Annotated in this window: 10 protein-coding genes; 6 read left to right on the top strand and 4 right to left on the bottom strand. The window is 62.4% G+C overall.

Annotated features, from left to right (window positions below; genetic code table 11):
• Positions 1 to 24 precede the first annotated feature (24 nt).
• The 6 genes from CPH89_RS11395 to CPH89_RS11370 all read left to right on the top strand — a co-directional run bounded on the left by CPH89_RS11395 (position 25) and on the right by CPH89_RS11370 (position 5,958).
• Positions 25 to 1,218, top strand: coding sequence for an SfnB family sulfur acquisition oxidoreductase (locus CPH89_RS11395; RefSeq protein ID WP_053255726.1), 1,194 nt, complete (start codon positions 25 to 27; stop codon positions 1,216 to 1,218).
• Entirely contained in the window at positions 1,218 to 2,585 is a 1,368-nt protein-coding gene (locus CPH89_RS11390) for an LLM class flavin-dependent oxidoreductase (protein WP_053255725.1), read from the top strand. The genes CPH89_RS11395 and CPH89_RS11390 overlap by 1 nt, the downstream gene beginning before the upstream one ends.
• Before the next feature lie 145 nt (positions 2,586 to 2,730).
• The gene (locus CPH89_RS11385) at positions 2,731 to 3,540 is read left to right on the top strand and encodes a MetQ/NlpA family ABC transporter substrate-binding protein (protein WP_053255724.1); all 810 of its coding nucleotides are present in this window, start codon (positions 2,731 to 2,733) and stop codon (positions 3,538 to 3,540) included.
• Positions 3,541 to 3,542: 2 nt separating this feature from the next.
• On the top strand, positions 3,543 to 4,658 hold the full coding sequence (locus CPH89_RS11380; protein ID WP_053255723.1) for a methionine ABC transporter ATP-binding protein: 1,116 nt from the start codon (positions 3,543 to 3,545) through the stop codon (positions 4,656 to 4,658).
• Positions 4,648 to 5,292, top strand: coding sequence for a methionine ABC transporter permease (locus tag CPH89_RS11375; protein ID WP_016974994.1), 645 nt, complete (start codon positions 4,648 to 4,650; stop codon positions 5,290 to 5,292). Before CPH89_RS11380 ends, CPH89_RS11375 begins: the two co-directional genes overlap by 11 nt.
• A gap of 39 nt (positions 5,293 to 5,331) precedes the next feature.
• Complete coding sequence (locus tag CPH89_RS11370; protein WP_053255722.1) at positions 5,332 to 5,958, top strand: class I SAM-dependent methyltransferase; 627 nt, start codon at positions 5,332 to 5,334, stop codon at positions 5,956 to 5,958.
• 109 nt (positions 5,959 to 6,067) lie between these two features.
• Here the strand turns inward: CPH89_RS11370 and CPH89_RS11365 are convergent, their stop codons facing one another.
• From CPH89_RS11365 to CPH89_RS11350, 4 genes are all read right to left on the bottom strand, one after another.
• Positions 6,068 to 8,263, bottom strand: a complete 2,196-nt coding sequence (locus CPH89_RS11365) for a glycoside hydrolase (protein ID WP_053255721.1) — start codon at positions 8,261 to 8,263, stop codon at positions 6,068 to 6,070.
• A gap of 115 nt (positions 8,264 to 8,378) precedes the next feature.
• Positions 8,379 to 11,432 carry an efflux RND transporter permease subunit gene (locus CPH89_RS11360; RefSeq protein WP_053255720.1) on the bottom strand — a complete coding sequence of 1,018 codons (3,054 nt, stop codon included), beginning with the start codon at positions 11,430 to 11,432 and terminating at the stop codon, positions 8,379 to 8,381.
• Positions 11,429 to 12,499: an efflux RND transporter periplasmic adaptor subunit gene (locus CPH89_RS11355; RefSeq protein WP_053255719.1), complete on the bottom strand. Its 1,071-nt coding sequence runs from the start codon at positions 12,497 to 12,499 to the stop codon at positions 11,429 to 11,431. The genes CPH89_RS11360 and CPH89_RS11355 overlap by 4 nt, the downstream gene beginning before the upstream one ends.
• Positions 12,496 to 13,578 (bottom strand): efflux RND transporter periplasmic adaptor subunit, encoded by a 1,083-nt coding sequence (locus CPH89_RS11350; protein ID WP_053255718.1) that lies wholly within the window; start codon positions 13,576 to 13,578, stop codon positions 12,496 to 12,498. The genes CPH89_RS11355 and CPH89_RS11350 overlap by 4 nt, the downstream gene beginning before the upstream one ends.
• Between the last annotated feature and the right edge of the window lie 116 nt (positions 13,579 to 13,694).

Genomic DNA, 13,694 nt, shown 5'->3' with positions numbered 1-13,694 from the left:
TCTCTACAAGCTTCTGGAGCAAACATGACTTTTTCTACAAACGTCGCGGTTATCACCAGCGACGAACAAGCGCTCATTGTCGCCAGCGACCTGGCCGAAGACTTGCGCCGCGACAGCGCCCAGCGCGACCGCGAGCGCCGCCTGCCCTTGCCCGAACTGGAGGTGTTCTCCCGCTCCGGTCTGTGGGGCATCAGCGTGCCGAAGGAACACGGCGGTGCCGGCGTCTCCACTGTCACCCTGGCCAAGGTCATTGCACTGATCGCCCAGGCTGACGCCTCATTGGGCCAGATCCCGCAAAACCACTTCTACGCCCTTGAAGTGTTGCGCGTGAACGGCAGCCCCGCGCAGCAACACCGCCTGTACGCCGAAGTGCTCGCCGGCCAGCGTTTCGGTAACGCCCTGGCGGAACTGGGCACCAAAACCGCCCACGACCGCGTGACCGCCCTCACCCGCGACGGCGATGGTTTTCGCATCAACGGCCGCAAGTTCTACGCCACCGGCGCGATCTACGCGCAACGCATACCGACGTCGGTGGTGGATGAGCACGGCGTGCAGCAACTGGCGTTTGTGCCCCGCGACAGCGAAGGCCTGACGGTGATCGACGACTGGAGTGGCTTCGGCCAGCGCACCACCGGCAGCGGCTCCGTCGTGTTCGATAATGTGTGGGTCGCCGCGCAGGACGTGGTCCCGTTCCAGAGCGCTTTCGAGCGCCCGACCACCGTCGGCCCGCTGGCACAAATTCTTCACGCCGCCATCGACACCGGCATCGCGCGCGCCGCCTTCGAAGATGCGTTGCACTTTGTGCGCACCAAGACCCGCCCGTGGATCGACGCCGGCAACGACAAGGCCACCGAAGACCCGCTCACCCTGAAAAGCTTCGGCCACCTGAGCATTCGGCTGCATGCCACCGAGGCCTTGCTGGAGCGCTCCGGCGAATTTCTCGACCGCGCCCAGGCCGACAGCACGGCCGAGAACGTCGCGGCGGCCTCCATCGCCGTCGCCGAAGTGCGCGCCCTGAGCACGGAAATTTCCCTGGCCGCCGGCAGCACCCTGTTCGAACTGGCCGGCAGCCAGGCGACCCTGGCCGAACACGGTCTCGACCGCCACTGGCGCAACGCCCGGGTGCACACCCTGCATGACCCGGTGCGCTGGAAGTACCACGCAGTGGGCAATTACTACCTCAACGATGAAAACCCGCCACTGCGGGGGACTATCTGATGAGCCTGCCGGTACACCCAAAGAAAAAAATCCTGCTCAATGCGTTCAACATGAATTGCATCGGGCATATCAACCACGGTTTGTGGACTCACCCACGGGACACCTCGACGCAGTATAAAACCGTCGAATACTGGACCGAACTGGCGCAGACCCTGGAGCGTGGGCTGTTCGACGGCCTGTTCATCGCCGACATCGTCGGCGTGTACGACGTCTACCAGAACTCCATCGACGTGCCGCTCAAAGAGTCGATCCAACTGCCGGTCAATGACCCGCTGCTGCTGGTTTCGGCCATGGCCGCCGTGACCAAAAACCTCGGCTTCGGCCTCACTGCCAACCTGACCTACGAACCGCCTTATCTGTTCGCCCGGCGCATGTCCACGCTCGACCACCTGAGCCGTGGCCGGGTCGGCTGGAATATCGTCACCGGTTACCTCGACAGCGCCGCCAAGGCCATGGGCCTTACCGAACAGGTCGAGCATGACCGGCGTTACGACCAGGCCGACGAGTACCTGCAGGTGCTGTACAAACTCTGGGAAGGCAGCTGGGAAGACGATGCGGTCATCAATGATCCGCAGCAACGGGTCTACGCGCAGCCGGGCAAGGTGCACAAGGTCGAGCACCATGGCGAGTTCTATCAAGTGGAGGGTTATCACCTCTGCGAGCCGTCGCCACAGCGCACACCGGTGCTGTTCCAGGCCGGCAGTTCAGACCGTGGCCTGCTGTTTGCCGGGCGACATGCCGAGTGTGTGTTCATCAGCGGGCAGAACAAGGCGGCGACCAAAATCCAGGTCGACAAGGTACGCGCCAGCGCCGCCGAAGCCGGACGCAACCCGGATGACATCAAGGTGTTCATGGGCCTCAACGTGATTGTTGGCGCCACGCACGAACTGGCCTGGGCCAAGCACGCCGAGTACTTGAGCTACGCCAGCCCTGAAGCCGGCGTGGCGCATTTTTCCGCGTCGACGGCGATTGATTTTGCCCAATACGGCATCGATGAACCTATCCAGTACGTGAAAAGCAACGCGATCCAGTCGGCCACCAAGAACCTGCAAAACAACGACTGGACCCGGCGCAAGTTGCTTGAGCAACACGCCCTCGGCGGGCGCTACATCACCCTGGTCGGTTCACCCGAGCACGTGGCTGATGAACTGGAATCGTGGATCAGCGAAACCGGGCTGGATGGCTTCAACCTGACGCGCATTGTGACGCCGGAAAGCTATGTCGACTTTATCGACCTGGTGGTGCCGGAGTTGCAGCGGCGCGGGTCGTACAAGACCGCCTACGCGCAAGGAACGCTGCGCGAAAAAGTCTTCCAGGGCACGGCGCGGTTACCCGAACAACACACCGGATCGACCTACCGACACTGAACCAAAACTGCGGGAGCGGGCTTGCTCGCGAATGCGGTGATTCCGTCACCAGATTCGTTTGCTGACCCACCGCTTAGGCGAGCAAGCCCGCTCCCGCAATAGAACCTCATTGTTTGACCGACTCTCTTATGACTGGAAACCGATCATGAAAAAGACCCTGCTCACCCACCCAGTCAAAGCACTGGCCCTGACCCTCGGATTATTGAGCTCGGCCGTGTTTGCTGCCGATGCGCCGCTGAAAGTCGGCACCACCGCCGCGTTCGCGATCCCCCTGGAAGCCGCCGTGGCAGAAGCCGGCAAGCAAGGCCTGAAAGTCGAGCTGGTGGAGTTCACCGACTGGATCGCTCCCAACGTGAGCCTGGCGGCCGGCGATATCGACGTGAACTACTTCCAACACATCCCGTTCCTGGAAAACGCCAAGGCCGCCGCCGGCTTCAAGCTGGAGCCGTATGCGCCCGGCATCATCAACAACGTCGGGCTGTATTCGAAGCAGTACAAAAGCTTCAACGACCTGCCTCAAGGCGCCAGCGTGGCGATTGCCAACGACCCGATCAACAGTGGTCGCGGCCTGCAACTGCTGGCCAAAGCGGGCTTGATCACCCTCAAGCCGGGGGTGGGCTACAAGGCCACTGAAGAAGACATCATCGCCAACCCGAAGAAGATCAAAATCCTGCAGGTAGAAGCCGTGCAGCTGGTGCGCGCCTATGACGACGCCGATCTGGTGCAGGGCTACCCGGCGTATATCCGCCTGTCCAAAACCTTCGATGCCGAGTCGGCACTGCTGTTCGACGGCCTCGACCACCCGGAATACGTGATCCAGTTTGTCGTCCAGCCCAAGAGTAAAACCGATCCGCGCGTGATCAAGTTCGTCGACATCTACCAGCACTCGCCGGTGGTGCGCGCGGCTCTGGATAAATCCCTCGGCAAGCTCTACCAAGTCGGCTGGGAAGGCTGAATATGAGCGCCGCCAACACACAACTGCGCGACCTGGGTTTACCACCCAGGCACGCCGAGCAGACAGAACTGCACCCCGACTTGAACCGCGCCCATGTGCGTTTTATCAACCTGGGCAAAACCTATGACGGCACCGTGCAGGCCTTGCAAGGCATTGACCTGGCGATCCAGCGCGGTGAAGTGTTCGGCATCATCGGCCGCAGCGGCGCCGGCAAGTCGTCGCTGATCCGCACCATCAATCGCCTGGAGCAACCCAGCAGCGGCAGGGTGTTGATCGATCAGGTGGACATCGGCGAGTACGACGAAGACCGACTGGTGGCGTTGCGTCGACGTATCGGCATGATCTTCCAGCACTTCAACCTGATGTCGGCCAAGACCGTGTGGCAGAACGTCGAGTTGCCGCTGAAAGTGGCCGGTGTGCCAAAGCTGCAACGCGAGCAAAAGGTACGCGAGCTGCTCGAGCTGGTGGGCCTCAAGGACAAGCACAAGGCCTACCCGGCGCAGCTCTCCGGCGGGCAGAAGCAGCGCGTGGGCATCGCCCGCTCGCTGGTGCACGACCCGCAGATTCTGCTGTGCGACGAAGCCACCTCGGCGCTCGACCCGGAAACCACGCAATCGATCCTCGGCCTGCTGCGCGAGATCAACCGGCGCCTGGGGCTGACCATTGTGTTGATCACCCATGAAATGGCGGTGATTCGCGAAATCTGCGACCGCGTGGTGGTGCTGGAACACGGCCGCATCGTGGAGCAAGGCCCGGTGTGGCAAGTGTTCGGCAACCCGCAGCACGAGGTCAGCAAAACCCTGTTGGCGCCGCTGCAACACGGGTTGCCGGACGAACTGCAAAGCCGCTTGCAACTGACCCGGCCATCTGCCGACGCGGCACTGGTGCTGCGCTTGCAGTTCACCGGCAGCGCCAGCGACGAACCCGACCTGGCCGCGCTGTTCAACGCCCTCGGCGGGCGTGTGCGCTTGCTGCAAGGCGGTGTGGAACGCATTCAGGGTCATGCCCTCGGGCAGTTGCTGCTGGCGGTGAATGGCTCGCCCCACAACGCCGAAGAACTGCGCAATCGCGCCGGGCGTTGGGCGCAACACGTGGAGGTGCTCGGTTATGTGGTTTGATCGTTTAGTGCAGGGCGCCATCGATACCTTGTTGATGGTCGGCGTGTCGTCACTGATTGCATTGCTGGTGGGCATTCCGCTGGCGGTGTTTCTGGTCACCAGCGACAAGGGCGGGATCTACCAGGCACCCGCGCTGAACCGCGTGCTGGGGGCGTTCGTCAATCTGTTCCGCTCCATTCCGTTTTTGATCCTGATGGTGGCGCTGATCCCGTTTACCCGGCTGATCGTCGGCACCACCTATGGCGTATGGGCGGCCGTGGTGCCGCTGACCATCGCCGCCACGCCATTCTTTGCCCGGATCGCCGAGGTCAGTTTGCGTGAAGTCGACCACGGTTTGATCGAAGCCGCACAAGCCATGGGCTGCCGACGCTGGCATATCATCTGGCACGTGCTGTTGCCGGAAGCGCTGCCAGGAATCGTCGGCGGGTTTACGATTACGCTGGTGACGATGATCAACTCGTCGGCCATGGCTGGCGCGATCGGCGCGGGCGGCCTGGGTGATATTGCCTACCGCTATGGCTATCAGCGGTTTGATACACAGATCATGCTGACGGTGATCGTGCTGCTGGTGATTCTGGTGGCCGTGATTCAGCTGGGGGGCGATCGCCTGGCGCGAGTGCTCAACAAGCGGTGAGGTATAGTCGGGCTATCTCAGTACCCGGTATTCCCCGTCATGACCCTTAAGCCCGACGACCTCGACCAGATCACGTCCACCACGCTCGGCCACTACAACCAGGTGGCCGAGGACTTCCGTGAAGGCACCCGCGATCACGATGTGAGCCAGAACATCGACGCCTTGCTGCGGCATATCCACGGCACGCCACCGTTTACCCTGCTGGATTTCGGCTGCGGGCCGGGGCGCGATCTGCAGACGTTTACCCGCATGGGGCACATTGCAGTGGGGCTGGATGGCTCCGAGCGCTTTGCGCAGATGGCCCGCGATGACAGTGGTTGTGAGGTGTTGCAGCAGGATTTCCTGAAGCTGGATTTGCCTGCCGGGCGATTTGATGGGGTGTTTGCCAACGCGGTGTTGTTTCATATCCCCAAGCAGGAATTACCGCGCATCCTCAAGCAACTGCATGGCGCCTTGAAACAGGGCGGCGTGCTGTTCAGCTCCAACCCTCGCGGTGAAAACCAGGAAGGCTGGAATGGGCCTCGGTACGGGTCTTACCACGACCTGGCGGCGTGGCAGGGTTTGCTCACGGCGGCCGGGTTTGTGGAGCTGGAGCATTATTACCGGCCCGCCGGGTTGCCACGGGAACAGCAGCCTTGGTTGGCGAGCGTGTGGCGCACGTTATAGATGTTTGTTGCCAGGGCTGACGCCTTCGCGAGCAAGCCCGCTCCCACTGGTTGAAATGCATTCGCCTGTGGGAGCCGGCGTGCCTGCGATAGCGGTTTGACCGGCAGCGCTACTGCACCTGATACACCAGCGGTTTTTCCCCCACTACCAACGCGGTCACACTGCGGGCGGCATAGCCCTGGTGCTCCTCGGCAGCAAAATTCACCACTAACCGCGTGCCATCGGCAAACGTGGTCTGCTGCACCTGCTTGTCCGCCGTCAACCAACGGAAATCGGTCATCGCCTGAGTCGCCAAGCGTTGATGCAATGGCCGGAAAAACCGGTCCTGCCGCTGGATCACCGGCAGCCGCTGCTTAAGCGTCGCCGCGCTGAGGTGGTACAGCGGCGGCACGTTGTACAGCAGTTGAGTCAGCTCGTTTGCAGCCTGCACATTGCTCAGCTTGAGGCTATCGAACAGCCAGTGGTGGGTGGTGATGACCGACCCGTGGAACACCGCCTGGTACAACGGCAAACGCATCGTCGGCTCGAAGTACACCGTACGAAACGGCTCTTTCAACGGCACGGACTTGAAGAACACCGCGGGTTGCTCCGGCGGGTACCAGTTGCCCACGTAATAGGGCGACTGCTTGTCCTGAGCCATCGCGTGGTCACCCCAGCCGATCACGGGCGTCTGCATTCCATGGGCGAACAGGATGCCCTGGGCCGTGATGGCGTTGCCGTCTTCGGAGCCGGCGGGCAGCTTGAGCGCGGTGTTGATCCAGCGCGACGCGTCGATATTGCCCTCGGCGTTTTGCGCCTGGGTCATTGGGGCGCCGTTACGATAGCTGTCGAAGACCATGCTGGTGGCGTAGGCATCGAGGAACCAGGCGTTGAACCCTGCCTTGGCCTGCACGGCCTTCACCCGGGCTTCCAGCAATGGCCGAACGCAGCGCGGATCGGTGTAGTGGCCCGATTGCTGGAAGCCGGTCTTGAGCGTGCCGTCCTTCAACACGATGGCACACTCGCGGTAAGCCTTGCTGCCCAGGTGGGCGGTGGTCCAGTCCGGGTTTTCGGTGGTGGATAACGCCGTTTCATAGGAATCGTAGGGGGCCATGAGGTAACCGGCGTTGACGCCCGCCTGAATCGCTTCGGGGTGCCACAAGCCACCTTCCCAACCGTCGCCCAGAGCCAGCAGCAGGCGCGCAAGCCCAGCGTCTTGCAGCGACTTCAGGGTCTTGGTCGAAAGGCTGCTGCCCCAGGTTTCAGGGCCGTCACGCAGCGCGCCGCTGAACGCCGTCGCCAGCTCACGGCGCAGTGCGCCGTAGCCATCCGCGAGCTTGAGCATGTCCGGCTCTTCGCTAGCCTGCCAGGTTTGCCGGGCCTTTGTATTGATTGCCGCGTTGAGGCCACGCAACAGCACGGTCTTTTGATAGCGGTCCAACGCAGCGGACTGCGCCAGCACTTGCGTGGCCTCTTTATCCAGCAAGCCCTTGAGTTCGTGGGTACGCAGCACTTTCACCAGCAGCGGCCAGTCACGCACATCCTCCGCCCCCAACAGCTCATTCCCCCACAGGTAGACATGGCTGGCCCCCAACAACTTTTGCGCTTCAGGCGTTTGCCGCAGCTTGTCCGTCAACGGTTCATAACGGCCCTGCTCCACCAGCCACTGGCGATAGCGCTTGGCACCGGCCAACGGGTCGGCGTCGCCCAGGTGCAGGCGCAGGGTCATCGGCGCGCTGGGCTCCAGTGCGGTGAATGTATGGGATGCCAGCAGCGCCAGGCCTTTTCCGTCGGCTTGCCACACCAGGTGATTGTTATAGGGGTTGGTCAGCAACCAACTCAGTGTAAAGCGCCCGTGATCCACGCCCCATAACGGCAGGCTCAAGTCCTGCGTGGTGTTGAGCTCGCCCTGTTCGAGCAAAAACGCGTTCCATACGGGGTTACCTGCGGGCACGTAGTGCCCTTCGGCCAAGGGCCAGATCAACCCTTGGCCCATGGCCTCGGCGGGTTGGCGCAGCAGCGGCAATGTACCCGGCTCGCGGGCGCTGATGGTCACGGCAAGGTCGCGCTGCTCAAGGCGAGCCGTCAGACGATAGGCGCCGCTGTCCCATTGCCAGGCCGCCTGTTCAGTGCCCGCCTGCATATCGCTGACAACCTGCGCCGCCACGCCGCTGGAGGCTTGCACGGGCGCCTCGCCTGCCGGCGTGACGCGCAGCGCCAACGTGGCGGGGTCGAGTTCGACGCGCCACAAGGCGTTTTCCAGCACCGTCCCCGCGTACGTCAGCGGAGACAGCAACAGGCAACAAACCAACACAAAAGGGCGCATGGCACAGGTCTTCCAAACGGGATCAGGCCCGGAGGGTAAAACACTTGGCGCCCGGCAACTGTAGGGAAAGTGTTTCCAGGAGCCTTCCTACACCCTCGCAGGAAGGCCTCGCGGGTCAGGCCTGATGGTCTTTGGGCTCACGAATTTTGTACCAGGCCACATAAAGCGCCGGCAGGAACAGCAGCGTCAGCAACGTGGCGATAATGATCCCGCCAATCATCGCGTACGCCATCGGCCCCCAGAACACTTCCCGCGCAATCGGGATCATGCCCAGACTCGCCGCCGCCGCCGTCAGCAGGATCGGCCGGCGTCGGTGCTCGGTGGCTTCCACCACGGCATCCCACGGCGTGTAGCCGTCGCGCTCGTAGGCGTCGATCTGCGTCACTAGAATCACCGAGTTGCGGATGATGATGCCGATCAGCGCGAGAATGCCGAGGATCGCCACAAACCCCATGGGCGTGCCGGTGGGAATCAGTGCCAGCACCACACCAATCAGGCCGAGCGGCGCAACACTCGCCACCAGGAACATCTTCTGCACGCTGTGCAACTGGATCATCAGGAAGGTGGCCATCAAAAACAGCATCAACGGCACCACTTTGGCGATCGGGCCCTGGGCCTTGCCGCTTTCTTCCACGGTGCCGCCGGTGGCGACCGTGTAACCCACCGGCAATCCGGCGCTGAATTTTTCGATCGTCGGCGCCAACTGCTTGACCAGGTCGGTCGGCTGCATCTCATCGCGCACCGATGCCTTGATCGTGATCGTCGGCTTGCGGTCGCGGCGCCATACCAACGGTTGCTCAAGCTCATAGCGCACGGTGGCAAAAGCCAGCAATGGAATCGAGGTGCCGTTGGGCGTGACGATCTGCAGGTTCTGCAAGGTTTCCGGCGTGCCGCGTTCGGCATCCTCGGCGCGACCGACCACGTTGATCAGGTAGATATCGTCGTGCACCTGGGTGACCGAGGCGCCGCTGACCACGCTGTTCATCAACTGCGCCACGTCTTCCGACGACAGCCCGAGTTGCCGCGCCTTGTCCTGGGCGATGTCCACGCGCAGCACTTTGCCGGGCTCGTTCCAGTCGTAGATGATCTCGCCCAAGTGGGTGTTCTGATCCAGCAAGGTTGCCAGTTCAATCGCGTGTTTACGCACCTGGTCAATGTCTTTACCGGAGACCCGATACTGAATAGGCCGGCCTACCGGTGGGCCCATTTCCAATGGCTGCACATAGCTGGAGATACCGACAAAGTCATCACGCAGGCGTTTTTGCAGGCGCGCAATCAAGGCGCCGCGTGCTTCCAGGCCTTTGCTGACGATGACCAACTGGGCGTAGTACGGGTTTTCCAATTGCTGGTCGAGGGGCAGGTAGAAACGAATCGCGCCCTGACCGATATAGGTGCTCCAGCGGGCAATGTCCGGGTCATCCTTGATGATGGCTTCCAGGCGGTCGACCGCTTTGCGCGTTTCGTTGATCGAGGCGTTTTGCGGCAGGTTGAGGTCGACGAGGATTTCCGGGCGGTCCGACGACGGGAAGAACTGGTTCTGCACAAACTGCATGGAGAACACCGACGCCACGAACAGGCCCACGGTGATGCCGATGGCCCACCAGCGGTTGCGCATCGCCCACAGCATGCCGCCATTGAACGCGCGGCCGATGCGCCCTGGCTCGGCGTTATGCGGTTTCACATTGGCACTGAGGATATGCACCCCAATCACCGGTGCAAACAGCACCGCCACCACCCACGACACCAGCATCGCCACGGCAATCACCGCGAACAGGGTGAAGGTGTATTCGCCCGCCGAACTGGCATTGAGGCCGATTGGCACGAAACCGGCCACCGTCACCAACGTGCCGGTAAGCATCGGGAAGGCGGTCGAGGTGTAGGCGTACGTCGCTGCCTGCTCCTTGGTTTCGCCTTTTTCCAGGCGCGTGATCATCATCTCCACGGTAATCATCGCATCGTCCACCAACAGGCCGAGGGCGATGATCAAGGCGCCCAGCGACACCCGCTGCATAGTGATGCCGCTGTACTCCATGAACACGAACACCAGCGCCAGCACCAACGGGATCGAACACGCCACCACCAACCCGGCACGCATACCGAGGCTGATAAAGCTCACCACCAGGACGATGATGACCGCTTCAAACAAGGCGCTGGTAAAGCCGCCAACCGCCTCCTCGACCACTTCCGCCTGGTCGGACACTTTGTGCACGCCGACGCCTACCGGCAGGTCGGCGGTCAGCTCATCCATGCGCGTGTGCAGGGCCTTGCCGAACGACTGGATATTGCCGCCCTTCTGCATGGCGATGGCCAAGCCGATCGCCGGCTGGCCGTTAAAACGGAACAGCGGCCGCGCCGGGTCGACATAGCCACGGCTGATGTCGGCGATATCCGCCAAACGGTAGAAACGGTCATTGAGCCGCAGGTTAACGTCCGCCAAGTCCTTCTCCGAGGCGAACTGGCCCGAGGTGCGCACCGAGATCCGCTCCGGCCCGGCCTCGATGACCCCGGCGGGGGTCACCGCGTTCTGTGATTGCAGGCTTTGCACGACCTGGCGCTGATCAATCCCCAGTGCCGCGAGTTTGCGCGTGGAGAAATTCAGGTAAATCACTTCGTCCTGCTGGCCGATCATCTCGACCTTGCCCAACCCCGGCACCGAACGGATCTCGGCACGTACCTGTTCCACGTAGTCGCGCAACTGGCGCATCGACAGGCCATCGCCAGTAAAGGCGTACACCGAACCGAACACGTCACCGAACTCATCGTTGAACGACGGCCCCTGCAAACCCTGGGGGAATGTGCCGCGAATATCGTCGATCTTCTTGCGCACCTGGTACCAGATCTCCGGGATGGCCTTGGCGCTGGTGGTGTCCTTGAGAAACACGAATACCGTGGATTCGCCCGGCCGCGTGTAGCTTTTCACGTAGTCGAGGGCATCGAGTTCTTCGAGTTTTTTCTCGATGCGATCGGTGACCTGCTTGAGGGTTTCTTCCTGGGTCGCACCGGGCCAGCGGGTCTGGATCACCATGGTCTTGATGGTGAACGAGGGGTCTTCCTCACGGCCAAGGTTCATGTAGGAGAACACGCCCATCAGCAGCGCGACGAACATCAGGTACCAGACGAAGGACTGATGCTTGAGGGCCCAGTCGGATAAGTTGAAGCTCCCTTTCATCGCGGGCTGTCCTCGTCGATTTTGACTTTTTGCCCGGCTTTCAGGCTGTTCACACCGGCGGTGACGATGCGTTCGCCGGGTTTGACGCCGCCATTGAGCAAGGCGCTGTCGGCGTCCTGGCTGATCACGGTGACGTCACGCGGTTGCACGGTCTGGCTTTGGGTGTCGAGCAGCCAGATGCGGGTTTTGCCGCCAACGTCCTGCAACGCGCTGACAGGCAGTTCGATACGTGGCGCAATCGCGCTGCTCAAGGTCACGCTGATCGCGGTTCCCAGGCGAAACGCCGGCGGCGTCTCGGCCAGGGTCAGTCGTGCGCGACGGGTGCGCGTGGCACTTTGGGCCTGAGGCTCGATTTCGCGCACGATGGCGGTGGTGTTGACGCTTGGGTCGAGTTGCCCGGCGACCAGAAACACCACATCGGCGGGCAAGCGCTCGGCGAGGCCGGCGGGCAGGTCGATCACCGCTTCCTTGATATCCGGGCGGGCCAGGGTCACCACCTGCTGGCCGGCGCTGACCACTTGACCGGCCTCGGCATTCCACGCGGTGACAACACCGGCGTGGTCAGTGCGCAGTTCGGCGTAAGTGAGCTGGTCTTTGGCCTGGTTGACCGAGGCCTTGGCCTGGTCGAGCGTGGCCTGGGTGGTTTTAAGGTCGGTCTGGGCCACGTCCAACTGGGCCTGGGCGCCGACGCCACGGTCGAACAACGCTTGTTGGCGGCGGGCGTTGGCCTGGGCATTGATAAATTGCGCCTGCACACGGGCAAGGTCGCCTTGGGCGGCGCGCAACTGGTTCTGCTGGTCGGTGGGGTCGAGAACGGCGAGCAAGGCGCCCTTCTCCACCTCGGCACCGACGTCCACGGCGCGACGGGCAATACGGCCGGGCACGCGGAAACCCAGATTGCTTTCATAACGCGCCTGGATCGTACCGGCGAAGCGCCCGAGGTTTTCCTGGTCTTCGGCTTTGACTTCCATCGATAACACCGGGCGCACCGGTTCGGGCGGCGGTTCTTGCTTGGAGCAGGCGACCAGCAACAGGCTGGTGGCGAGTAGAGCCGTCAGGTGCTTCATGGCTGGGCTCCTGGCTGGGCGATCTCGACAAGCATACCGGGGTGCAACAATTGCCCGCCGGCCACCACAACTTTTTCGCCGCCTTTAAGGCCCTCGCCGATGATCACTTTGCCGGTCAGGTAACGCGCCACCGTGACCTTGTGCAGTTGCGCCTTGCCGTCGCCATCGACCAGCCACACAGCGGGCTCGTTGAGGTCTTTGGTCAACGCAGACCAGGGCAGCTCGATACTGGCCTTGGCCGGGCCATTCGCAGTGGCGCTCACCACCGAACCCAGCTGCATGCCTTTGGGCAGCGCCTGCAACGCAATCTTGACTTGCACGGTGCCGGTATTGGCCGCGACGGCTGGGGTGACTTCACGGACCTTGCCTTGGACCTTGATGCTCGGGTTATCCAACAGGCTGACCGTGATCGGTGCGTCAGGCGGCGGCTCCACTAACAGCGATTCGTACACGTTGAACACCGCATCGCGCTCACCGTCACGGGCCAGGCTGAAAATCGGCACAGTGGCCTGCACCACCTGGCCGACCTCGGCCTGGCGAGCGGTAATCACGCCGGGCGCATCGGCGATCAACGCGCTATAGCCGAGTTGCTCACGGGCGTTGGCCAGTTGGGCTTGCGCCGCCGCCAGGGCACTTTGACTGCTGCGCAGCGCGGCCTGGGCAGCGTCGTATTCGCTGCGGCTGGTGTAGCCCTTGGGCAGGAGCTTTTCCTGGCGCACGAAGGCGGCGGCGGTCTGCTTGACCCGCGCCTGTTCGGCCACGACCTGGGCCTGGGCGGAATCGACGTTGGTCTGCAAATCCTTGGGGTCGAGCTTGGCCAACACTTGCTTGGCGGTCACGCGGTCGCCCACGTCGACCATGCGCTGGATGATCTTGCCGCCCACCCGAAAGGACAAATCGGTTTGTACGCGGGCCTGGATGTCACCGGTCAGCGTGACCGCTGCGGCAAAATCCGCCGACTGTACGGTCTGCACAAATACCCGTGAATGCGCCTTGGGTTCGGTGTTTTCCTGACCACAGCCACTCAGCAGCGCCAACAGGCCAAGGCTGAGTACAACTCTTGAAGTGCGACCGCCCATGCAGGCTCCTTTTGCGTGACGCGATGTGCCAGTTTGTATGCGACTGTGAGCTTAGATCAGGGTTCCTTATCTGCCGGCAGGAACCCATACTCCAAGGGTTCCCCTGCAGACTGAAT

Source organism: Pseudomonas fluorescens (assembly GCF_900215245.1).
Taxonomy (GTDB): Bacteria; Pseudomonadota; Gammaproteobacteria; order Pseudomonadales; family Pseudomonadaceae; genus Aquipseudomonas; species Aquipseudomonas fluorescens.
Note: the sequence above shows the minus strand (reverse complement) of the source record. Positions and strands in the feature narration are given on the sequence as shown.

What these genes read in the sequence shown, in the direction of transcription:
- CPH89_RS11395 (WP_053255726.1), top strand. Translation starts at nt 25, where the DNA reads ATGACTTTTTCTACAAACGTCGCGGTTATCACCAGCGACGAACAAGCG.
- CPH89_RS11390 (WP_053255725.1), top strand. Translation starts at nt 1,218, where the DNA reads ATGAGCCTGCCGGTACACCCAAAGAAAAAAATCCTGCTCAATGCGTTC.
- CPH89_RS11385 (WP_053255724.1), top strand. Translation starts at nt 2,731, where the DNA reads ATGAAAAAGACCCTGCTCACCCACCCAGTCAAAGCACTGGCCCTGACC.
- CPH89_RS11380 (WP_053255723.1), top strand. Translation starts at nt 3,543, where the DNA reads ATGAGCGCCGCCAACACACAACTGCGCGACCTGGGTTTACCACCCAGG.
- CPH89_RS11375 (WP_016974994.1), top strand. Translation starts at nt 4,648, where the DNA reads ATGTGGTTTGATCGTTTAGTGCAGGGCGCCATCGATACCTTGTTGATG.
- CPH89_RS11370 (WP_053255722.1), top strand. Translation starts at nt 5,332, where the DNA reads ATGACCCTTAAGCCCGACGACCTCGACCAGATCACGTCCACCACGCTC.
- CPH89_RS11365 (WP_053255721.1), bottom strand. Translation starts at nt 8,263, where the DNA reads ATGCGCCCTTTTGTGTTGGTTTGTTGCCTGTTGCTGTCTCCGCTGACG.
- CPH89_RS11360 (WP_053255720.1), bottom strand. Translation starts at nt 11,432, where the DNA reads ATGAAAGGGAGCTTCAACTTATCCGACTGGGCCCTCAAGCATCAGTCC.
- CPH89_RS11355 (WP_053255719.1), bottom strand. Translation starts at nt 12,499, where the DNA reads ATGAAGCACCTGACGGCTCTACTCGCCACCAGCCTGTTGCTGGTCGCC.
- CPH89_RS11350 (WP_053255718.1), bottom strand. Translation starts at nt 13,578, where the DNA reads ATGGGCGGTCGCACTTCAAGAGTTGTACTCAGCCTTGGCCTGTTGGCG.